Annotated in this window: 12 protein-coding genes, 16 tRNA genes, 3 rRNA genes and 1 pseudogene; 5 read left to right on the forward strand and 27 right to left on the reverse strand. The window is 42.3% G+C overall.

Going from position 1 to position 21,560, the window contains the following annotated elements; genetic code table 11:
- Positions 1-2: 2 nt before the first annotated feature.
- Both NSQ84_RS14545 and NSQ84_RS14550 read left to right on the forward strand, forming a co-directional pair.
- Positions 3-353, forward strand: coding sequence for a hypothetical protein (locus NSQ84_RS14545; RefSeq protein ID WP_029761977.1), 351 nt, complete (start codon positions 3-5; stop codon positions 351-353).
- A gap of 100 nt (positions 354-453) precedes the next feature.
- A pseudogene (locus tag NSQ84_RS14550) lies at positions 454-651 on the forward strand (tyrosine-type recombinase/integrase); the annotation flags it as partial.
- Between the two features lie 135 nt (positions 652-786).
- Here the strand turns inward: NSQ84_RS14550 and NSQ84_RS14555 are convergent.
- The 19 genes from NSQ84_RS14555 to NSQ84_RS14645 all read right to left on the reverse strand — a co-directional run bounded on the left by NSQ84_RS14555 (position 787) and on the right by NSQ84_RS14645 (position 7,267).
- Positions 787-870, reverse strand: a tRNA-Leu gene (locus NSQ84_RS14555).
- 26 nt (positions 871-896) lie between these two features.
- Positions 897-985, reverse strand: a tRNA-Leu gene (locus tag NSQ84_RS14560).
- 6 nt (positions 986-991) lie between these two features.
- Positions 992-1,065, reverse strand: a tRNA-Cys gene (locus tag NSQ84_RS14565).
- Between the two features lie 5 nt (positions 1,066-1,070).
- Positions 1,071-1,145, reverse strand: a tRNA-Gly gene (locus tag NSQ84_RS14570).
- Positions 1,146-1,161: 16 nt separating this feature from the next.
- Positions 1,162-1,236, reverse strand: a tRNA-Gln gene (locus NSQ84_RS14575).
- 12 nt (positions 1,237-1,248) lie between these two features.
- Positions 1,249-1,324: transfer RNA gene (locus NSQ84_RS14580), tRNA-His, on the reverse strand.
- 11 nt (positions 1,325-1,335) lie between these two features.
- Positions 1,336-1,409: transfer RNA gene (locus NSQ84_RS14585), tRNA-Trp, on the reverse strand.
- Positions 1,410-1,413: 4 nt separating this feature from the next.
- Positions 1,414-1,498, reverse strand: a tRNA-Tyr gene (locus tag NSQ84_RS14590).
- A 12-nt stretch (positions 1,499-1,510) separates the two neighbouring features.
- Positions 1,511-1,583: transfer RNA gene (locus NSQ84_RS14595), tRNA-Thr, on the reverse strand.
- A 16-nt stretch (positions 1,584-1,599) separates the two neighbouring features.
- A tRNA-Phe gene (locus NSQ84_RS14600) sits at positions 1,600-1,675 on the reverse strand.
- 5 nt (positions 1,676-1,680) lie between these two features.
- A tRNA-Asp gene (locus NSQ84_RS14605) sits at positions 1,681-1,756 on the reverse strand.
- A 2-nt stretch (positions 1,757-1,758) separates the two neighbouring features.
- Positions 1,759-1,835, reverse strand: a tRNA-Met gene (locus NSQ84_RS14610).
- Between the two features lie 108 nt (positions 1,836-1,943).
- Positions 1,944-2,019 (reverse strand) — tRNA-Val (locus tag NSQ84_RS14615).
- 1 nt (position 2,020) lies between these two features.
- Positions 2,021-2,095 (reverse strand) — tRNA-Glu (locus NSQ84_RS14620).
- 13 nt (positions 2,096-2,108) lie between these two features.
- A tRNA-Ser gene (locus NSQ84_RS14625) sits at positions 2,109-2,200 on the reverse strand.
- A gap of 3 nt (positions 2,201-2,203) precedes the next feature.
- Positions 2,204-2,278, reverse strand: a tRNA-Asn gene (locus NSQ84_RS14630).
- Between the two features lie 112 nt (positions 2,279-2,390).
- Positions 2,391-2,506, reverse strand: a 5S ribosomal RNA gene (gene rrf, locus NSQ84_RS14635).
- A gap of 137 nt (positions 2,507-2,643) precedes the next feature.
- Positions 2,644-5,575, reverse strand: a 23S ribosomal RNA gene (locus tag NSQ84_RS14640).
- Between the two features lie 138 nt (positions 5,576-5,713).
- Positions 5,714-7,267 (reverse strand): 16S ribosomal RNA (locus tag NSQ84_RS14645).
- Together the 16S, 23S and 5S rRNA genes with 16 tRNA genes alongside form the textbook arrangement of a ribosomal RNA operon.
- A 1,210-nt stretch (positions 7,268-8,477) precedes the next feature.
- On the opposite strand from NSQ84_RS14645, the gene NSQ84_RS14650 reads away from it, so the two are divergent.
- A complete protein-coding gene (locus tag NSQ84_RS14650) occupies positions 8,478-8,840 on the forward strand; it encodes a YgzB family protein (protein WP_066247276.1) in 363 nt (120 codons plus the stop codon).
- 24 nt (positions 8,841-8,864) lie between these two features.
- Here the strand turns inward: NSQ84_RS14650 and perR are convergent, their stop codons facing one another.
- The 6 genes from perR to NSQ84_RS14680 form a co-directional block, all read right to left on the reverse strand.
- On the reverse strand, positions 8,865-9,308 hold the full coding sequence (gene perR, locus NSQ84_RS14655) for a peroxide-responsive transcriptional repressor PerR (RefSeq protein WP_186439264.1): 444 nt from the start codon (positions 9,306-9,308) through the stop codon (positions 8,865-8,867).
- A 245-nt stretch (positions 9,309-9,553) separates the two neighbouring features.
- A complete protein-coding gene (gene bcp, locus NSQ84_RS14660; RefSeq protein WP_063386251.1) occupies positions 9,554-10,024 on the reverse strand; it encodes a thioredoxin-dependent thiol peroxidase in 471 nt (156 codons plus the stop codon).
- A gap of 61 nt (positions 10,025-10,085) precedes the next feature.
- Positions 10,086-10,490 carry an ion channel gene (locus NSQ84_RS14665; protein WP_063386252.1) on the reverse strand — a complete coding sequence of 135 codons (405 nt, stop codon included), beginning with the start codon at positions 10,488-10,490 and terminating at the stop codon, positions 10,086-10,088.
- Between the two features lie 138 nt (positions 10,491-10,628).
- Complete coding sequence (locus NSQ84_RS14670) at positions 10,629-11,414, reverse strand: ABC-2 family transporter protein (protein WP_063386253.1); 786 nt, start codon at positions 11,412-11,414, stop codon at positions 10,629-10,631.
- A gap of 4 nt (positions 11,415-11,418) precedes the next feature.
- A complete protein-coding gene (locus tag NSQ84_RS14675; RefSeq protein ID WP_063386254.1) occupies positions 11,419-12,210 on the reverse strand; it encodes a hypothetical protein in 792 nt (263 codons plus the stop codon).
- Positions 12,203-13,237, reverse strand: coding sequence for an ATP-binding cassette domain-containing protein (locus NSQ84_RS14680; protein ID WP_063386255.1), 1,035 nt, complete (start codon positions 13,235-13,237; stop codon positions 12,203-12,205). Before NSQ84_RS14680 ends, NSQ84_RS14675 begins: the two co-directional genes overlap by 8 nt.
- A 162-nt stretch (positions 13,238-13,399) precedes the next feature.
- Between NSQ84_RS14680 and NSQ84_RS14685 the strand changes: the two genes are divergently transcribed.
- Both NSQ84_RS14685 and NSQ84_RS14690 read left to right on the forward strand, forming a co-directional pair.
- Entirely contained in the window at positions 13,400-14,701 is a 1,302-nt protein-coding gene (locus NSQ84_RS14685; RefSeq protein WP_339212024.1) for a glutamate-1-semialdehyde 2,1-aminomutase, read from the forward strand.
- 342 nt (positions 14,702-15,043) lie between these two features.
- Positions 15,044-16,117 (forward strand): aromatic acid exporter family protein, encoded by a 1,074-nt coding sequence (locus tag NSQ84_RS14690; RefSeq protein WP_066247279.1) that lies wholly within the window; start codon positions 15,044-15,046, stop codon positions 16,115-16,117.
- A gap of 750 nt (positions 16,118-16,867) precedes the next feature.
- Here the strand turns inward: NSQ84_RS14690 and NSQ84_RS14695 are convergent.
- Both NSQ84_RS14695 and NSQ84_RS14700 read right to left on the reverse strand, forming a co-directional pair.
- The gene (locus NSQ84_RS14695; RefSeq protein WP_339197281.1) at positions 16,868-19,588 is read right to left on the reverse strand and encodes a GTP-binding protein; all 2,721 of its coding nucleotides are present in this window, start codon (positions 19,586-19,588) and stop codon (positions 16,868-16,870) included.
- Positions 19,589-19,766: 178 nt separating this feature from the next.
- Complete coding sequence (locus NSQ84_RS14700) at positions 19,767-21,515, reverse strand: ABC transporter ATP-binding protein (RefSeq protein WP_066247284.1); 1,749 nt, start codon at positions 21,513-21,515, stop codon at positions 19,767-19,769.
- Positions 21,516-21,560: the final 45 nt, after the last annotated feature.

A 21,560-nucleotide genomic window follows, 5' to 3' on the forward strand; every position in this document is an offset into this window, starting at 1 on the left:
ATATGAATAAAGAAGAGTTTGTTAAACTTTTACATCAGTCAATTATAAAAGAAAATCGTAATTTTTATCGAGATATATTCAATAATACTGATATTAATGAAGTTACAGACCCTTATTGGAAAGAAGCGTTGATGTTTTATTCAGAACTATCAGATAAAAATAAAGAAATATTATTTAAAATAATCGAACAAGTAGAAGTGGATGCTGTATCTAATATTTTAGGGGTGTTAGATGGGGTAGTATCAATAGGAGAAGAGGATATTGAGTTTAAAGTGACAATTAACAATAATAATGAACCAATTAATGGAGATTTACAAGACCTATTTTTGGAGTATGATGAAGAGAATAGGTAACAAGTAATGTTAGACTAAAAGCAGACACAGATTATTATAGTAATAATAGACTAAAAAATGAGGTGTCTACATGACAAAAAACAAAGGCGGTACGATCGGGATTAAGCCAATTACTTGTTATGGCCTTCGCCACACTCACGCATCAATGCTCCTATATAAAGGGGTGAATATTAAATACGTTTCTCGACATCTTGGTCATAAGGACATTGTGACAACATTTCAGACGTATTCACACATTTTGGACGAGATGGAGCAAAAAGAATCCCGTGCAATGGAGGAGCTCTACCATACAAAATAGCCGTGCAAAATTCGTGCAAAATTTTTTCGAATTCTATCGGATTCTTCCGGTTTTCCAAAAAATGAAAAACGACTGCGTTTGCAGTCGTATTAAAGCTTCCACGATTTTTGATCGTGAGATATCGGATACTAATGATGCCGATGGTGGGAGTCGAACCCACACTCCCGCAAGGGAACACGATTTTGAGTCGTGCGCGTCTGCCAGTTCCGCCACATCGGCGTAATGATATTGATGCAATTCCTCACTGGTGCCGAGGACCGGACTTGAACCGGTACGGTAGTCACCTACCGCAGGATTTTAAGTCCTGTGCGTCTGCCAATTCCGCCACCCCGGCTTGTAATGGAGGCGGCACCCGGATTCGAACCGGGGATAAAGGTTTTGCAGACCTCTGCCTTACCACTTGGCTATGCCGCCATTATTGGAGCGGAAGACGGGATTCGAACCCGCGACCCCCACCTTGGCAAGGTGGTGTTCTACCACTGAACTACTTCCGCACTTAAATTTAAAAGGTGGCTGGGCTAGCTGGATTCGAACCAGCGCATCACGGAGTCAAAGTCCGTTGCCTTACCGCTTGGCTATAGCCCAATGATATTAATATGGGGCGACTGATGGGAATCGAACCCACGAATGCCAGAGCCACAATCTGGTGCGTTAACCACTTCGCCACAGTCGCCATCTTATAAATGGCAGGGGCAGTAGGAATCGAACCCACACCGGAGGTTTTGGAGACCTCTGTTCTACCGTTAAACTATGCCCCTATCATGGTGGAGGGGGACGGATTCGAACCGCCGAACCCTAAGGGAGCGGATTTACAGTCCGCCGCGTTTAGCCACTTCGCTACCCCTCCGATTGTAAAAAATGCCGGCGAGAGGAATCGAACCCCCAACCTACTGATTACAAGTCAGTTGCTCTACCAATTGAGCTACACCGGCATATGTATACATATAATGGTGGCTCGGGACGGAATCGAACCGCCGACACAAGGATTTTCAGTCCTTTGCTCTACCGACTGAGCTACCGAGCCTTTTATGGCGGTCCCGACGGGAATCGAACCCGCGATCTCCTGCGTGACAGGCAGGCATGTTAACCGCTACACTACGGGACCATTGGTTGCGGGGGCAGGATTTGAACCTGCGACCTTCGGGTTATGAGCCCGACGAGCTACCGGACTGCTCCACCCCGCGCCGATAAAATAATAAACACACTTCACTCAAAAATTATGTATACATATCATAACATGCTGTGGCCCTAGCGCCGAAATTCATTAATATTCATTTTATTTACTATGTACATGGTGGAGGATGACGGGATCGAACCGCCGACCCCTTGCTTGTAAGGCAAGTGCTCTCCCAGCTGAGCTAATCCTCCATGGTGACCCGTACGGGATTCGAACCCGTGTTACCGCCGTGAAAGGGCGGTGTCTTAACCACTTGACCAACGGGCCAAAAATTTCATTCTGGCGGAGAGCAAGGGATTCGAACCCTTGAGACGGCGTTGACCGTCTACACGATTTCCAATCGTGCTCCTTCGACCACTCGGACAGCTCTCCAAATGGCTCCGCAGGCAGGATTCGAACCTGCGACCGTTCGGTTAACAGCCGAATGCTCTACCACTGAGCTACTGCGGAATGTAAAAGAAGACTAGCTGATATTACTATTATGTAGAATGCCTCATTTTCTATAGGCTGAATCAAATTGAAAGAAATAAACTTACAACTTCTTTTCTATTGTAAAGTGATTGCCTGGCAGCGTCCTACTCTCACAAGGGATAGACCCTCACTACCATCGGCGCTGAAGAGCTTAACTTCCGTGTTCGGGATGGGAACGGGTGTGACCTCTTCGCCATTGCCACCAAGCAAATTATTGTATTCATTTGTTCCATTCAGTGGATAGACAACTACTATTATAACTTTTTGACCGTAGTTGTCAATTCCTTTTTAAACATGATCTTTCAAAACTAGATAACGGTTCCTTCACGAATAGATGCTCTTACTTGGTTAAGTCCTCGATCGATTAGTATCCGTCAGCTCCACGTGTCACCACGCTTCCACCTCGGACCTATCTACCTCGTCATCTTCAAGGGATCTTACTCGCTTTTCGCGATGGGAAATCTCATCTTGAGGGGGGCTTCACGCTTAGATGCTTTCAGCGCTTATCCCTTCCGCACATAGCTACCCAGCGGTGCCCCTGGCGGGACAACTGGTACACCAGCGGTGCGTCCATCCCGGTCCTCTCGTACTAAGGACAGCTCCTCTCAAATTTCCTGCGCCCGCGACGGATAGGGACCGAACTGTCTCACGACGTTCTGAACCCAGCTCGCGTACCGCTTTAATGGGCGAACAGCCCAACCCTTGGGACCGACTACAGCCCCAGGATGCGATGAGCCGACATCGAGGTGCCAAACCTCCCCGTCGATGTGGACTCTTGGGGGAGATCAGCCTGTTATCCCCGGGGTAGCTTTTATCCGTTGAGCGATGGCCCTTCCATGCGGAACCACCGGATCACTAAGCCCGACTTTCGTCCCTGCTCGACTTGTAGGTCTCGCAGTCAAGCTCCCTTCTGCCTTTGCACTCTCCGAATGATTTCCAACCATTCTGAGGGAACCTTTGGGCGCCTCCGTTACCTTTTAGGAGGCGACCGCCCCAGTCAAACTGCCCACCTGACACTGTCTCCCGCCCCGATCAGGGGCGCGGGTTAGAATGTCAGTACAGCCAGGGTAGTATCCCACCGTCGCCTCAGCGCAAGCTGGCGCTCACGCGTCTCTGGCTCCTACCTATCCTGTACAAGCTGTACCCACATTCAATATCAGGCTGCAGTAAAGCTCCACGGGGTCTTTCCGTCCTGTCGCGGGTAACCTGCATCTTCACAGGTACTATAATTTCACCGAGTCTCTCGTTGAGACAGTGCCCAGATCGTTACGCCTTTCGTGCGGGTCGGAACTTACCCGACAAGGAATTTCGCTACCTTAGGACCGTTATAGTTACGGCCGCCGTTTACTGGGGCTTCGGTTCGCACCTTCGCTTTTCGCTAAGCGCTCCCCTTAACCTTCCAGCACCGGGCAGGCGTCAGCCCCTATACTTCACCTTACGGTTTCGCAGAGACCTGTGTTTTTGCTAAACAGTCGCCTGGGCCTTTTCACTGCGGCTCATCATGGCTTATCACCTTGATGAGCACCCCTTCTCCCGAAGTTACGGGGTCATTTTGCCGAGTTCCTTAACGAGAGTTCTCTCGCTCACCTTAGGATTCTCTCCTCGCCTACCTGTGTCGGTTTGCGGTACGGGCACCTCTCACCTCGCTAGAGGCTTTTCTTGGCAGTGTGGAATCGGGAACTTCGGTACTTCCTTTCCCTCGCCATCACAGCTCAGCCTTCCGGCAAGCGGATTTGCCTGCTTGCCAGCCTAACTGCTTGGACGCGCACATCCAGCCGCGCGCTTGCCCTATCCTCCTGCGTCCCCCCATTGCTCAAACGGTGAGGAGGTGGTACAGGAATATCAACCTGTTGTCCATCACCTACGCCTTTCGGCCTCGGCTTAGGTCCCGACTAACCCTGAGCGGACGAGCCTTCCTCAGGAAACCTTAGGCTTTCGGCGGAGGGGATTCTCACCCCTCTTTCGCTACTCATACCGGCATTCTCACTTCTAAGCGCTCCACCGGTCCTTCCGGTCCGGCTTCGATGCCCTTAGAACGCTCTCCTACCGCTGACACCAACGGTGTCAACCCGCAGCTTCGGTGATACGTTTAGCCCCGGTACATTTTCGGCGCAGAGCCACTCGACCAGTGAGCTATTACGCACTCTTTAAATGGTGGCTGCTTCTAAGCCAACATCCTGGTTGTCTAAGCAGCTCCACATCCTTTTCCACTTAACGTATACTTTGGGACCTTAGCTGGCGGTCTGGGCTGTTTCCCTTTTGACCACGGATCTTATCACTCGCAGTCTGACTCCCAAGGATAAGTCATTGGCATTCGGAGTTTGACTGAATTCGGTAACCCGATGGGGGCCCCTCGTCCAATCAGTGCTCTACCTCCAAGACTCTTCCCTTGAGGCTAGCCCTAAAGCTATTTCGGAGAGAACCAGCTATCTCCAAGTTCGATTGGCATTTCACCCCTACCCACACCTCATCCCCGCACTTTTCAACGTGCGTGGGTTCGGGCCTCCAGCAAGTGTTACCTTGCCTTCACCCTGGACATGGGTAGATCACCTGGTTTCGGGTCTGCGACCTCGTACTATTTCGCCCTCTTCAGACTCGCTTTCGCTGCGGCTCCGCCTTTCGGCTTAACCTTGCACGAAATCGCAACTCGCCGGTTCATTCTACAAAAGGCACGCCATCACCCGTTAATGGGCTCTGACTACTTGTAGGCACACGGTTTCAGGTTCTCTTTCACTCCCCTCCCGGGGTGCTTTTCACCTTTCCCTCACGGTACTGGTTCACTATCGGTCACTAGGGAGTATTTAGCCTTGGGAGATGGTCCTCCCTGCTTCCGACGGGATTTCACGTGTCCCGCCGTACTCAGGATCCACTCGGGAGGGAACGGAGTTTCGACTACAGGGTTGTTACCTTCTCTGACGGGCCTTTCCAGACCTCTTCGTCTACCCCGTTCCTTTGTCACTCCTTAATCGAGTGTCCTACAACCCCAAGAGGCACGCCTCTTGGTTTGGGCTGTTCCCGTTTCGCTCGCCGCTACTCAGGGAATCGCTGTTGCTTTCTCTTCCTCCGGGTACTTAGATGTTTCAGTTCCCCGGGTTGCCCTCCATACCCTATGGATTCAGGTATGGATACTGCCCCATTACGGGCAGTGGGTTCCCCCATTCGGACATCTCCGGATCGACGCTTACTTACAGCTCCCCGAAGCATTTCGGTGTTTGTCCCGTCCTTCATCGGCTCCTAGTGCCAAGGCATCCACCGTGCGCCCTTTCTAACTTAACCGTTTCTTCCTAACATGAGCGATCTATTCGTGAATGTCTTTCCGTTATCCAGTTTTCAAAGAACAATCAAGAAGGATATGATCCTTCAAAACTAAACAAAACGGAAAAGCGTACCCTATTTCAATGTATATATCCTTAGAAAGGAGGTGATCCAGCCGCACCTTCCGATACGGCTACCTTGTTACGACTTCACCCCAATCATTTGTCCCACCTTCGGCGGCTGGCTCCCGTAAGGGTTACCCCACCGACTTCGGGTGTTACAAACTCTCGTGGTGTGACGGGCGGTGTGTACAAGACCCGGGAACGTATTCACCGCGGCATGCTGATCCGCGATTACTAGCGATTCCGGCTTCATGCAGGCGAGTTGCAGCCTGCAATCCGAACTGAGAGTGGTTTTTTGGGATTCGCTCCACCTCGCGGTTTCGCTGCCCTTTGTACCACCCATTGTAGCACGTGTGTAGCCCAGGTCATAAGGGGCATGATGATTTGACGTCATCCCCACCTTCCTCCGACTTTTAGCCGGCAGTCACCTTAGAGTGCCCAACTGAATGCTGGCAACTAAGGTCAAGGGTTGCGCTCGTTGCGGGACTTAACCCAACATCTCACGACACGAGCTGACGACAACCATGCACCACCTGTCACCCTGTCCCCGAAAGGGGAACGCCCTATCTCTAGGGTTGTCAGGGGATGTCAAGACCTGGTAAGGTTCTTCGCGTTGCTTCGAATTAAACCACATGCTCCACCGCTTGTGCGGGTCCCCGTCAATTCCTTTGAGTTTCAGCCTTGCGGCCGTACTCCCCAGGCGGAGTGCTTAATGCGTTTGCTGCAGCACTAAAGGGTGGATACCCTCTAACACTTAGCACTCATCGTTTACGGCGTGGACTACCAGGGTATCTAATCCTGTTCGCTCCCCACGCTTTCGCGCCTCAGCGTCAGTTACAGGCCAGAGAGCCGCCTTCGCCACTGGTGTTCCTCCACATCTCTACGCATTTCACCGCTACACGTGGAATTCCGCTCCCCTCTCCTGCACTCAAGTTCCCCAGTTTCCAATGGCCGCTCGCGGTTGAGCCGCGAGATTTCACATCAGACTTAAGGAACCGCCTGCGCGCGCTTTACGCCCAATAATTCCGGACAACGCTTGCCACCTACGTATTACCGCGGCTGCTGGCACGTAGTTAGCCGTGGCTTCCTCGTCAGGTACCGTCAAGGTACCGCCCTGTTCGAACGGTACTTGTTCTTCCCTGACAACAGAGCTTTACGATCCGAAGACCTTCTTCGCTCACGCGGCGTTGCTCCGTCAGACTTTCGTCCATTGCGGAAGATTCCCTACTGCTGCCTCCCGTAGGAGTCTGGGCCGTGTCTCAGTCCCAGTGTGGCCGGTCACCCTCTCAGGTCGGCTACGCATCGTCGCCTTGGTGAGCCGTTACCTCACCAACTAGCTAATGCGCCGCGGGCCCATCCTGCAGTGACAGCTAAAAGCCGCCTTTCAACCGAAAACCATGCGGTTTTCGGTGTTATCCGGTATTAGCTCCGGTTTCCCGAAGTTATCCCAGTCTGCAGGGCAGGTTGCCCACGTGTTACTCACCCGTCCGCCGCTAACCTAAAGGAGCAAGCTCCCTTCGGTCCGCTCGACTTGCATGTATTAGGCACGCCGCCAGCGTTCGTCCTGAGCCAGGATCAAACTCTCCAAAAAAAGTTTGTCACCAAATGCTCTTTTAGAATCAACAGGCACGCTTTTCGTTTTGTTCAGTTTTCAAAGATCATTTCCGATCAGGTTTTTTATTCTAGCAGATAAATGAAGTTATGTCAACAATCGGAATAAAATTTTTAAACTTACATTTATAGATTATTTTGCTGTTTCGAAGATTATTCATCTTTTCAACAGCGACGCTTTATAATATATCATCATAAAATTTTAGTGTCAACACTTTTTTTAAAAAATATCAATAAAAACTGCCAACGCCTGTTCCCTTTGATTCTAAACAACTGCATCCGCTCGATTAAATATTCCAGCAGCACACTTAATCCGCAAAATACAGTCTGACTTTAAGATGTTCAAATAACTCGGAAAAACATTTTTTTGAGCCGCACAGAAATCAGCTTTTGAACGGATTAAACAGCCAAACGCAGTATAAAAATAATTTGAAACGTTTTTATACTGCCCTTTATCATATTCAATTAATTTAATTATTTATACAGCTTGGTTTACTTGAGCACATATAGCAGCCAGAAACCGATCACTTCCGGTCTTTACAAGTGATACAGTGCAGCAACAATATGATTATATGCTTCAAAGATATCGTTTTGCATCAACAATGCTTTTCCTTTAGCCAACACTGTCTAATTAATTTTGCAAATTCAACTGAATTTTTCCACTTTCTCTCTTCTGGTTGAGTTCCTGATTATCTTCGACGATGGTAACTTTTCCGCCCCGAAATGGTAATGTATTTTAACGCTCGATTCAGATCGGAAAGATACTCGTTCCAGTCAAACAATATTTTTCCATTATTTAAACATCAGTCGATAATTCTCCGGCTACTGCCTAAAAAATTTGTTGCTATATTGAGTGCTGCCTTTTCATTAAGTAATCCATAATATTTTATAATCAAAGGTTTATCGGAGGTTTGTATAAACAACAGCAGCAAAGCAAAGGCCAAATAATCGGATTGCAGAGAAGCAGCATTCTTTTTCTATTAAATAATACAGCTAATATATCTGGATGGCGAGTCCTTTCTTTAAGTGTATATAGATTCTCTGCAAATCATTTATTCATCCGCTGTCTGAATAAAACACATTAAACAAAAGCTTCTATAAATAAAAAACGAAATACTGTTAGCAATTGGCCGTTCTGTGACGAAAAAAAAGTGAAAATATGCTATAGTAGTGTTCAGGAGGTTTGTACAATGGCTAAAAAATATACAAGCAAAATAAATAAAATCCGCACTTTTGCCTTAAGTTTAGTATTTGTTGGTTTTATCATTATGTACATAGGCATCTTTTTTAGAGAATATGTATGGGTCATGACCATTTTCATGCTGCTTGGTTTATTATCCATCATCGGAAGTACTGTCGTCTATTTCTGGATCGGGATGCTATCGACGAGAGCTGTTCAAGTTGTATGTCCTTCATGCGGGAAAGTGACAAAAATGCTCGGTCGTGTGGATATGTGCATGTATTGCAGAGAGCCTTTGACTCTTGATAAAGAGCTTGAAGGCAAAGAATTCGACGAAAAGTACAATCGTAAATCAAGGAAAAGAGAAAGCTGATAGTTTGTTTTCCTACCAGCTTTCTCAGTGCATATTTTTTTCTTTTTGCTGACATGCAGGGCATTTCCCGTATATTTCCATTCGGTGGTGGCTAACTTTAAAGTTCGTTACATGCTCTGCAAGATCCTCCACCTCGTCTAAACCTGGATAATGGAAATCAACGATTTTTCCGCATTCCTCGCAAATGACATGATAATGCTCCGTTGTCACAAAATCGAATCGACTAGATGCATCGCCATACGTTAATTCTTTTACCAGTCCAACTTCACGAAATACCCGAAGGTTGTTATAAACAGTTGCAACACTCATGTTTGGAAACTTACCTTCTAACGCTTTATATATATCATCAGCAGTTGGATGATTCATTGAATTAACTAAATACTCCAAAATCGCATGACGCTGCGGAGTGATGCGGACTCCCGTTTGTTTTAAAATTTCAAGAGCTTCCTTTAACGTATTGTCTGACATCGCCATGCACCTCATTTCTTGAAAACATTCTTATTTTGTATCATTATTACTTTATAATATTTATAATTAGTGTACATTGATTATAAGACTTTTGTCAATGGGAGCGTTTAATTTAGTAGAACATTTTATCTATTCCTTGAAAAAATGCACCAATTTAAGAAAAAGATTTTCGCTTTTGCACGGGAAAAAGCGGGCACAAATGCCCGCCTTGACAACATAGGGTGAACAGAGCAAATCATTTGCTGTCATTCTTCTCTATTTTGAATAAATGTGAGAGCTTCTTCAACATGTCCTTTCACTTTTACTTTTCGCCATTCTTTCACTAATATTCCTTGTTTGTCTATAATAAAAGTCGATCGTTCGATTCCCATGTATTCTTTTCCAAAGTTTTTCTTTAATTTCCATACTCCGTATTGTTCCGCAACTTTATGATCTTCATCAACGAGAAGCAAAAAAGGGAGCCCGTGCTTCTCTTTAAATTTTTGATGTCGTTCCTGCGGATCAGGGCTTACTCCTAAAATGACGGCATCAAGCTCTTGAAAGCTCTCATATTTATCGCGAAAATCGCACGCTTCCGTTGTGCATCCCGGAGTCATATCTTTCGGGTAAAAATACAGCACTACATATTTTCCTTTAAAATCAGAAAGTTTTACTTTTTCTCCAGTATCAGCAGTCAGCTCAAAATCTGGTGCAGGCTTTCCCACTTCAGCTGCCATATCTAATCCCTCCAGTTGTTCATTTTATCTTCAGCGTACCGAATTTCGCTTCATGTTACAACTATTGTTTCTTCTCAATATCAATCATTGTTTTGGCAACAACAACCGTAGGCAATATGTAGCCAATCATCGCCTGTACAATTGCAATCCACCTTCCAATGCCGAAAGGAGTGATATCCCCATAGCCTACAGAAAACAGCGTAACTGCACTAAAGTATAAGCAGGTGGTTAAATTTTCTAAATACGTCCCATAAAGAGGCCGCCCAGATTCAGCTAAAATCGGAAAGCCGTATTGAGTTAAAATTAAATAAATCACACCAAATCCTAACAAAAAAGAGGCATATACTAAAGCAATTAAATATACAGTTTCAAACGTAAGGAACGTACCTCTTTTCACAGCAGAAAACATCGTTCGAATGCTCATAACCAAACAGAACATTATCCCTGTTCCTACGACAATCGCCATAATTTCCCCCGAAAATTATTGTTTGTACATGTTATTCAGCCTTATTGAATTTTATCACTAGCTAAAGGAAACTTGTTCGTCAACCAAACCGATGTCAACAATCTTTGAATTTTATCGCTTAACGAAAGGAAACTATGATCAGCTTCCTGCCCCTCGATATCGCTTCACTCCAATATTCCAAATAATAACCGACAAAATAAAAAACAGAAGGCCTATCACAGGAGTTAAAAAAGCGTAAATATACCAATCCGTTTTTCGTAAAAAATAGGAAGCCGGATAAACTCCCACAAAGGCAAACGGCAAAATCCACGTTAAAATAAAACGTATCACATCGTTGTAAATATTTACTGGATAGCGGCCGTAGTTTCCAATGTTATACATCATTGGCATAATCGATGTTTTTGCATCCGACCAAAACCCAATCGATGCAAGTGCAACAAAAATACTGCCGCAGACAAGGGTGCCGCCAAATACAAATAGAATAAAAATAAAAATGTCATACCAATGAAAAGTAAGATTCAGCCGGGCTGCTGCATACCCCATGACAACAAGCCCTGTAATAACGCCAAAAAGCGATTCAAGCTCCATTCTCTCCAATATCACCTGAAACAAACTGTGGATCGGTCTCGTTAAAATGCGATCCATTTCACCGTTTACAATATATCGTTCATTAAAATCCCAAATGTTAAAAAAGGTGCTGAATAAAGCATAAGGAACTAAGAAAAAGCCATAAATGAAAATAATTTCATCTCTTTGCCAGCCGCCAAGCGATTCTGTATGTCCAAATACGACGAGAATGAAAACTAAATTTACTGCCTGAAACAATAGATCAGACAATATCTCTACAATCATATCCGCTCTGTATTCCATCCTTGTTTTTAAATATTGAGCGATATATTGAAAAAACATTGACACATAAAACATTTTTTCACCCCCCTTGAATAATCATTTTTCTTTTCGCAACCGCCCACATAGCACAAATTGGAATGATCAATAAAATGGACCAAAACAATTGAAAAAGAATAGCGTCTGTAATTTCAGCCTCTTGGAATCCTTTTGTAAAGATCATGCTTGGAATATAACTGATTGCTTGAAAAGGCAAATATTCCATTATTTCTTGAGCCCAAACTGGGTAGAAGCTAATGGGGAGCAGCAGTCCGGAAAACAAGTCAATGATGACGCGTTTCGCTCTCATTAGTCCGTCGTTGTTAAATAAGAAAAAAGCTGAGATTCCTGTCAATAAATTAATTTCTGTATTAATAACAAAACTAAAAAATATGGAAATGGCAAAAAAAGACCACGCCTGCCAATCAAGCGGCAATTCGAGCGGAAAAATAAAGCTTACAATCACCATTCCAGGCATGGAAAAAAAGAAAAGGCGAAAAACGCCTTCTCCAAACGCCTGCATCGTTTTCATGCCAAGATAATTGTAGGGACGAATCAGCTCCACTGCCACTTTTCCTTCTCTAATTTCCATTGCGATTTCCCTGTCGATGTTGTTAAAATAAAATGCTCTTGCCATCCATGAAATTGCCACGTATGTCACCATTTGCGCTGCATCTAAACCTTGAATGCTTTCTTTTCCCCCATAAATGGCTGTCCATAAAAAGTAGTAAGCACCGATATTAATGCTGTATATGAGAATTCCAGAATAATAGTTTGTCCTGTAAGCGAGCATCATTAAAAAACGGATGCGGATCATTTCCAAATATTTAGACATTCATGATCACCTTTTCTAAGTTACTGTTCGCATCACCTTTTTCATAAATGTTGCGTATAATCTCCTCCGTTGATATTTCTTTAATGCTTAGATCCACGATAGTTTGAGCCTTCATGACGCGGCTAATGATTTCCGGCATTTCCTCATGATTCGCAATTTGCGCGATCCAAACATTGCTTTTATCTCCCTTCATCCATTGCACGTGAAAACCACTCGTTAATTGCAATAAAAGGGATTCATCAACAGAAGAGGCAAATTGAAATTCAATTTGCTTCCCTTTTCCCCAATTCCCGCGCAAATGGTCCAAAGAGCCGTCATATATAATTTTTCCTTCATCAAGCATTATGACGCGTTCACACAATGCTTCTATATCCGCAATATCATGTGTCGTCAGCAAAATCGTTGTTTTGTATTTTGCATTTATCTCTTTCAAAAATTCACGAATTTTCAGCTTGACTAAAACGTCCAAGCCGATCGTCGGCTCATCCAAAAATAAAAGAGGAGGATTATGAATTAATGCTGCGGCAAGCTCGCATCTCATCCGCTGCCCTAATGACAGCTTTCGCACCGGCTTATCTAACAAAGGGCCGATATCCAGCGTTTTAATGACATGATCCATATGTTCGTTATAATCTTGATCGGACACTTTATATACCTTTTTTAAAAGCCTGAATGACTCTTGAACAGCAATATCCCACCAAAGCTGTGAACGCTGTCCGAATACAACACCGATTGTCCGGACAAACTTTTCCCGTTCCTTATGAGGATTCATATTGTTCACCAGGACCTTCCCTGATGTCGGTGTTAAAATCCCTGTTAGCATTTTGATCGTTGTCGATTTCCCTGCGCCGTTTTCGCCTATATAACCCACCATTTCTCCCTGTTTCACTGTAAAGGAAATATCATTAACAGCTCTGTTGATTTTATAGTTTCTAGTGAATAAATCGCGAAAAGCCCCCTTTAATCCAGAGCGGCTTGAATAGCTTTTAAATTCTTTGCGCAAATTCTCTACTTCAATGACATTCATAGCTGTAACCTCCATCGATCAATCACAAACATTAGTTTACTCGAATTATTTGAAATTAACAATTTGCATGCACCTTTTTTCTTTTTTATGAAAAGTGCTAGAATAAACGAGGATGCTTGAATATTTTTGGCTGTACAGTTAAGTAAAAAAGAAGGTGAAACAATGAATTTTACAAAATCAGAACAGCTGCATAAAGAAGCGCTCGAACATATTGTAGGAGGGGTAAATAGCCCGTCCCGTTCTTATAAAGCTGTCGGCGGAGGAGCGCCTGTTGTAATGGAGCGGGCGCAGGGCGCCTATTTTTGGGATGTTGATGGCAACAAATATATCGATTACTTAGCAGCATATGGCCCGATCATCACCGGCCATGCACACCCTCATATTACAAAAGCAATCAAGCACGCTGCCGAGACAGGCGTCCTATATGGAACACCGACGCCTCATGAAATCAAATTTGCAAAAATGTTAAAAGAAGCTATCCCTTCTCTAGAAAAGGTCCGCTTCGTCAATTCTGGAACAGAAGCAGTAATGACAACAATTCGAGTTGCCCGTGCATACACAGGAAGGGATAAAATCATTAAATTTGCCGGGTGCTACCATGGACATTCCGATTTGGTGCTTGTCGCAGCAGGATCAGGTCCATCTACCCTTGGAACGCCTGATTCCGCAGGGGTACCAAAAAGCATTGCTCAAGAAGTTATCACTGTACCTTTTAATGATGTGGAGTCGTTTGAACAAGCTATTCATAGATGGGGAAATGAAGTTGCAGCCGTTTTAGTTGAACCAATTGTCGGAAACTTTGGTATTGTGGAACCTAAGGAAGGATTTTTAGAAACAGTCAAACAGCTTACTCACAAAGCAGGCGCGCTGCTTATTTTTGACGAAGTTATTACAGCGTTTCGATTTATGTACGGCGGTGCCCAAAATCTGCTTCATGTAGAGCCTGATTTAACCGCACTTGGAAAAATTATCGGCGGAGGCCTTCCGATCGGAGCTTACGGCGGCCGTAAAGAAATTATGGAGCAGGTGGCGCCATTAGGACCGGCTTATCAGGCAGGGACGATGGCAGGAAACCCTGCATCGATCTTAGCAGGAATTGCTTGTTTGGAAGTGCTGAGCGAAGAAGGAGTTTATGACTATCTTGATAAGCTCGGCATGATGCTTGAAGAAGGCATTTTAAACGCTGGAAGATCATATAATATACCGATCACCATCAACCGTTTAAAAGGTGCATTAACAGTATATTTTACACGCGAAAAGGTGACGAATTATGAGCAAGCCGAAAAAACAGACGGAGAAATGTTTGCTAAATTTTTCAAACTGATGCTTCATCAAGGCATTAATTTGGCGCCGTCTAAATATGAGGCCTGGTTTATTACAATCGCTCATACAGAAGAGGACATTAAAAAAACCATTTCGGCAGTCGAACAATCGTTTAAACAGCTTTCACATGACAAAAAATGAGTCTTACTAAAGCGCCTACTACTGCACAAGCAGGCAAAATGAAAAAGTAAATCTTTAAGCAGCCTGAGCCCGATATTTATGGACTCAGGTTGTTTATTTCTTTTGGAAACGATGGAGGTGATGTAAAACTGCCGCCTCTTCAGTTGTACGAAAAAAGTGCAAAAGTTCGCTCGATCACAACGTAACTATTTGGTCTGTCTATATTAAAGGATCATATCATATTACAAGAGTGTTAATTTTTTCCTTTCTCTTAAAATAACCTTGAATATTCGTGTTAAACAATGTATAGTCTGAATAGCTTACAACCTTTTTGATGAAAGGAAGGAAAAATTTTTATTCAACATGAAACTTGGAGCCCGTATCTTAAAAACAGGTATTGCAATTACACTGGCATTAATGCTGGCAGAGATGCTTCATTTTCCATCTCCAGCATTTGCAGGGATTGCAGCTATCTTTGCGATACAGCCGTCAATATATAGATCATATTTAACCGTCATTGAACAAGTTCAGGCAAATATAATCGGCGCTGTTGTCGCAGTTTTATTCGGGATTTCTTTCGGAACAAACCCGTTTATTATTGGTCTTACAGCAGTGATTACCATTGCTATTTGTTTAAAATTAAAGATTGAAAACACAATCGCAATTGCTTTAGTAACGGTTATTGCGATACTTGAAACAACAGGTGACGATTTTGTGCAGTTTGCTACCATACGGTTTTTAACGATTTTACTTGGGGTTTTATCAGCTTTTTTTGTTAATTTGATATTTATGCCGCCAAAATACGAAACAAAGCTTTACCATAAAATTACCGAAATTTCCCATGAGATTATGAAATGGATTCGGATCAATATTCGAAATAAATCTGAGTTTGCCCCTCTTAAAGAGGAAATAGACAAAATCAAAGATCAGCTGATAAAACTTGATCATTTATTTTTGCTTTACAAAGAAGAGCGAACTTATTCTAAAGCGAAGGTATTGCCAAAATCAAGAAAACTTGTCCTGTATAGACAGATGATTATCACAACGAACAGGGCATTTTACACATTGCGCCAAATTCATTGCTTGGAAAACGAACTTCGGCAAATACCTAGAAAGCTCCATGAAATGCTTATATCAGAGCTTGACTTTTTATTAATTTTGCATGAGCAGGCGCTGTTAAAAATAACAAAAAAAATTAAAAACAATCACGATGAAGACCTGCTTCCTTATGACAAATTTAATCGAAAAGAATTCATTCAAGCGTTTTTGAAATTTGAAAAAGAAGCGGAAGATTCCGATTCGTTTTACCAAATACTATCTTTAGTCTCCGCCATCGTTGATTATCACGATCAATTGGAGCATTTAGATACATTGATTAACAGCTTTCAACATTTCCATAAAAAAGAAAATAAAATTCATGTGGAGGATGAAGAGTAAACAAGTTCATCTCCGTGTGAAAAAGAACGGCAGAAACAAGAAAAAGAGAAACGATGAAGAGTAAACAAGTTCATCTCCGTGTATTACAGCCTTCAGAAGGCGATGAAAAAAGCAAAAAATTGTAAAAGACTACAGAATTTCATTCATGAATTCAGTAGTCTTTCATCTTTTTTAAGACAATCATTTAATTTATTTGAGAAGCTGAATGACCTCTCTTCTCTCAGAAAAGTATCGGGAGCTTTTCTGCCTTGGAAATAAATCTTATTTCATTTTTATCCTCTGCAAATGATAACTGGAATTTCATGGACGCAGCTTTGCAGATAAAGGCTGCGTTTTAATTTGTCTTCAAGATCCAACTGATCCCCGCCGAAATGCTGTTTCCAAACCGCTTCATCTTGTTAAATTGAAATCGTCTTATATCATCCAAGCGCAGGCAAGTTTTATATCATTTGGAACAGCTGTATTTTCTCAGCTTTCCAACTCAAAGCTTTGTTGGATGTTATCACAAGGAGGCTCCTTTAGAATCACGTCAGCTTTTTGAGCTCAAAGCTCTCAGACAGTCTCGACCTACGTTTCACTTCTACTAATAAAATAAATAGGAGCTGTCTAATAAGTCGTTTTTTCGGCTTATTGACGCCCCCTTTAATGTTTTAGAAACGTTGATATATCGATGTTTATGATTTTTTTGTTTTTCAATGGGGATTTGACTTTATGGACAGCCCCTAATCTAAAAATGTGCTAAGCATTGCTTTAATCTCCGCTAGAAAACTTATTTATATTCGTTTCGACCGCTTTATTGTTTAAGGAATGGTATTCATTCAATATTTCACATTGTCTTAAGTTTAATTCAAAAACTGTCAGCGGATCATAATAAATCTCTGGGTTTGTTTTCAAGCTGTCCAATTGTTGTTGATCTGTCCGAATTTGCTGCTCTCCTTCTTGCACAATTTGTTCAAGGTTGTGAACAGGTTCACGGAAAAACATTTTCACATCTCGTTCAATTCCTTTTTCAAATAAGTCGAATTGAGCAAAAAATTTTCGGATCATCGATTGAATCGCATCATCGAATGTTTCAGTTTCAATGTATTTTTTGTATTGCTGTGCGATAAACAGCTTGTTTTTCCCAATGGACGAAAACAGCTTTCCTGCTCCTTTTAATATAACTTGTGCAGGCTTAAAGCGGTTCATAATATTTTCTTCTTCGATGTTCACCACTGTTGTCAGACGATCAATATCCCGCCGCCAATCATCCACTACTTTGAAATCAGACATAAGCTTCACACGGTCATGACCGTACAATGAATTAAACGATTCACACATTTCATCTAAATAGACTTGGCATTGTTTTAGCTCGCTTTCAGCAAATGAAACCCATTCTCCCATTTTTTGTGACATTTTTGGAAGCAGCGTTTCAGCAAAATGCGCCTTCACCTGATCGTTCATTTTTTTGTTCAATTCTATGTGTAAATGGCTGAAATCGCTGTTTTCCGTTATGAATTTCGATGCAGATCGCAAAATAGTCCTTAACTCATCATGAAGATCCTTTTTTATCTCTTCCAATGTGGAGCGGAGTGACTGCCTCAATTCCTTAGCTTTTTCATTTTCCATATCGCCAAGGCTGTGTATTAATCCTTTTAATCGAGACACGATTTCTTTATTTTTATCGATGTTTTCTTCTAAATGCTGCTCTAATTCCATCCGTTTGCTATAAGCATATTTAATAGCTTTTTTCAAGAAAAACAACAGCTTCTCCGTTTTGTTATCTTGATGAAACGGAAAACGTGAATGAATAAATTCAGCGAAGGACTGTTTCCGCTTCTCTCCTTCATTTCTTGAAGGGAATGGGAAAAATTCAGCTTCCGGGAAAAAGTCAAGTATTTGTTCTTTAAAATGATTATGAAGCATGCCGCTATCTTCAAGCAAAAAGTAAATTGGAAGCTCCTTTTTTAAAGCAATCGATGCCAGGCTTTCTACCATTTTCTCAACTGAAGCAGGTTGATGCTCTGGATGGACATATACCAACCCATCAGCCAGTTGTATATATTCCTTTAGCTCCTCTTGATCAACATGCTCTATGTCAGGTACTTCTATTAAACTTAGCTTATGATCGTTTAACAAATCATTAGGCGCACATACCGCAACAATTGTTCCATCTTCACGAACTGCCGCATCTTCTTCAGCGAATACATCTGTTATGCTTTCATTATTTATTTGCTTTATGTCTGTCCGGTCTTCATGGCAGTAAATAGTAATTTTTGATGAAGGAATGCTTGGAAGAGAATGGCCAAGCAGCGATCGGGCAAAACCGCTTTCTCCAACAATGAGCAAATAATGTTCGTTCTGTTCAAAAATCTTTTTTAATATCCAATGATATTTCTGCCCAAGATTTACTTGATTTATTTCCGCCCAATCGGCCAGCTTCGCAAATAGCCGTTTTTTGGCTTCATGACCATCAGCACGATCATGACTACCTGATGCCAAAACGTGCTCCGCTTCTTCAATCACTTTCTCATCTAAGCTTGAACGGTAAATTTCACTCCATGCAACGACAGCTGCTGCAGCGGTCGATAGTTGTTTTCCTGTCGATAGTTTCAGCCAATTGGCTAAAATGTCCGGCATAATATCTTGAAGCTCTTTTAGTAAATATGATCCGCCAAGAAGCTTATTATAGGATTCTTCATAAAAGCGCGATATTTCATCCCAATGCTGAAATTCGTCCACTTTCACATTGAAAATTAGATTGTTTATCGTTTTTAACCATGGAATAAAATATTTTTGATCGTGTTTATAGCATCGCCACAGCGAAACAGCAAGCTTCTCGAATTGCTCTACGTCGGTTCTGTATAAAACCGTTAATGCTTTAAAGAAATAATCCGGCTCTTTTTCTTTGACAAAACCTTGTTCAACATAATTGATCAAACGCTGAAACCATTCCGCTTTTTCAGTCCGAATTAATTCTTCAACCGTAAGATGGACAGCTTTGTCCCAATCTTCCTGTTCTTCATAAAATTGAATAGCGATGGTGGATGCTTGACCATGGTCAGGGTTGATCGATACCGCATCACGAATCGCCTCATACGCCTTTTCTTTTTCTCCTTGAAGACGGTAAAGCGAAAACAGCTTTAGCGATGCTTCTGCTTTAAGAACTTTTGAATCCGTTTCAATGGAACGGTACATTTCTTCCGCAGATGAAAATAATCCTAATTCAAAATATGCATCTCCGATATTTTTTCTCGCCCATGGCGCCAGCTCATTCTCTATATTTTCCCATTTAAAAATCGCCGCTTCATAATCTTTGTGGTGGAAATATACTTCTCCTTGAGCATAGCGTACATAAGACAGATCATATGCGACCTTTTTTTGTTCTTCTTGAAAAAGCTCCCCAAGCAGTTGGATCGGATGTTTCGTTTCATTTTCTTTTAATAATGTTTGATAAAAGTTTTTTTCAATTAACTGCTTTTCCGCCGCCATGACAACCTCCGTTCTTATACGAATTTAGTCTTTTCTTTTATTCTACCAAAATCGTTTTTTCAAAAGGGATTGAATCAAAAATTTATGAAAAACTTGACTGGCAAAAGTCTTGCTAAAATTAAAGTATATTATGGATTTCAAAGCAAATGGCTAATTACCCATTTTACTGCGGTATTTTTTACCATTCACCCAATTGCTGAATTTGAAATAGTTTATAGTAATGTCCGCGCTTTTTCATTAGTTCTTCATGAGTTCCGGTTTCAACAATTTTCCCGTTTTCAATTAGTACAATTTTATCTGCATGAGTAATTGTAGACAGACGATGGGCAACAATTAAGGTCGTACGGTTTTTTGCCAGTTTATCAAGGGCTTCTTGGATAAATTGTTCACTTTCTAAATCCAAAGCAGACGTAGCTTCATCCAAAATGAAAATCGGCGGATTTTTTAAAAATACTCGGGCAATTGCAATTCGCTGTTTTTGACCGCCGGATAACTTCACGCCTCTTTCGCCCACTTTCGTATCATAGCCATCAGGCAAACTCATAATAAACTCGTGAGCGTTAGCTGCTTTGGCCGCTTTTATGACCTCTTCATCCGTTGCATTTGGTTTGCCAATTAAAATATTCGTTTTTATCGATTCACTGAATAAAAAAGGATCCTGCAAAACTATGCCGATCTGCTCCCTGACGCTTTGCACTTTATAATCTCTAACGTCAATGCCGTCCAACAAAATTTTTCCTTCCGTTACATCCCAAAACCTCGGAACAAGACTCACAAGGGTGGATTTTCCCCCTCCGCTCATCCCGACAAAAGCGACCGTCTCCCCTTTTTGAATCGTTAAATGAATATCCTTTAGTACAAATTCTTCGTTGTCATGATAGCGAAAGGATACTTTGTCAAAAATAATTTCCCCCGAAAGTTTGTCTGCTGCTATTGCATCCTGTTTATCAACAATATCGTAAGGTTCGTCAAGAAACTCAAATACTCTGTCCATTGAAGCGAAAGCCTGTGTTAAAGTAGTTGATGAATTAATCAAACGGCGAAGAGGATTGTACAACCGATCAATATAGGCTGTAAAGGCAACCATCGTCCCGATCGTTAAATTCCCTTGTATCACTTCATAAGCCCCGTAAAAAATGACGAAAAGAGGCGCTAGGTCAGTAACGGTGTTAACAACAGCAAACGTTTTGGCGTTCCATTTTGTATGATCAATCGCCCTTTCAAGAAAATTGCGATTTTCACGATCAAATTCTTTTTGTTCATGCTCTTCATTCGCAAAGCTTTGAATGACAGCCATTCCGCTGACCCTCTCATGCAAATGCCCCTGCACCTCTGCCAGCGCCTGCGACCTAACTCTTGTCAAATGACGAAGCCTGCCGTAAAAATATTTAACTGACAATCCGTATATAGGAAGCAACATAATCGATACAATGGTCAACGTGACATCCATCGTAAACATAATCCCAATGGCAAATATAATAGTAAAAAGGTCAAGCCATAGATTCATAAGGCCCGTAATAACAAACGTCTTTGTTTGTTCAACATCATTAATCACCCGCGAAATAATTTCTCCCGCACGATTGTTTGAATAATATCTTAAGCTCAGCCGCTGAAGATGAGTAAACAGTTGATCGCGAATATCATATAAAATTTTGCTTCCCGTCCATTGCGCAAAATATTGCCGATAATACTCGATCGGCGGCCGTATGACGAGGAATATAAATAACATGATGCCCATTAAAAAAAGAAGCATCTCTATCTTTACGTCATTTGATAATGATCCGTTTAAAATATTGTCGACGATATATTTCAATACGAGAGGAATTAACAAAGGAATGCCAAACTTTATAATCCCGATGAAAATCGTTAAAAAAATTTGTTTTTTATATGGTTTTACAAATTGAAAATAGCGTTTAATCGAACCCAACCATTTCTCTCCTTTCAGATCAATGCAAAGCGAAAAGTCTGTTGA

The sequence above is a fragment of the Aeribacillus sp. FSL K6-3256 genome (assembly GCF_037965805.1).
GTDB lineage: Bacteria > Bacillota > Bacilli > Bacillales > Aeribacillaceae > Aeribacillus > Aeribacillus composti.

Excerpts from the sequence above, each read along its gene's own strand:
- NSQ84_RS14545 (WP_029761977.1), top strand. The coding sequence starts at position 3 with ATGAATAAAGAAGAGTTTGTTAAACTTTTACATCAGTCAATTATAAAA.
- NSQ84_RS14650 (WP_066247276.1), top strand. The coding sequence starts at position 8,478 with ATGGCTAAAAAATATACAAGCAAAATAAATAAAATCCGCACTTTTGCC.
- perR (WP_186439264.1), bottom strand. The coding sequence starts at position 9,308 with ATGTCAGACAATACGTTAAAGGAAGCTCTTGAAATTTTAAAACAAACG.
- bcp (WP_063386251.1), bottom strand. The coding sequence starts at position 10,024 with ATGGCAGCTGAAGTGGGAAAGCCTGCACCAGATTTTGAGCTGACTGCT.
- NSQ84_RS14665 (WP_063386252.1), bottom strand. The coding sequence starts at position 10,490 with ATGGCGATTGTCGTAGGAACAGGGATAATGTTCTGTTTGGTTATGAGC.
- NSQ84_RS14670 (WP_063386253.1), bottom strand. The coding sequence starts at position 11,414 with ATGTTTTATGTGTCAATGTTTTTTCAATATATCGCTCAATATTTAAAA.
- NSQ84_RS14675 (WP_063386254.1), bottom strand. The coding sequence starts at position 12,210 with ATGTCTAAATATTTGGAAATGATCCGCATCCGTTTTTTAATGATGCTC.
- NSQ84_RS14680 (WP_063386255.1), bottom strand. The coding sequence starts at position 13,237 with ATGAATGTCATTGAAGTAGAGAATTTGCGCAAAGAATTTAAAAGCTAT.
- NSQ84_RS14685 (WP_339212024.1), top strand. The coding sequence starts at position 13,400 with ATGAATTTTACAAAATCAGAACAGCTGCATAAAGAAGCGCTCGAACAT.
- NSQ84_RS14690 (WP_066247279.1), top strand. The coding sequence starts at position 15,044 with ATGAAACTTGGAGCCCGTATCTTAAAAACAGGTATTGCAATTACACTG.
- NSQ84_RS14695 (WP_339197281.1), bottom strand. The coding sequence starts at position 19,588 with ATGGCGGCGGAAAAGCAGTTAATTGAAAAAAACTTTTATCAAACATTA.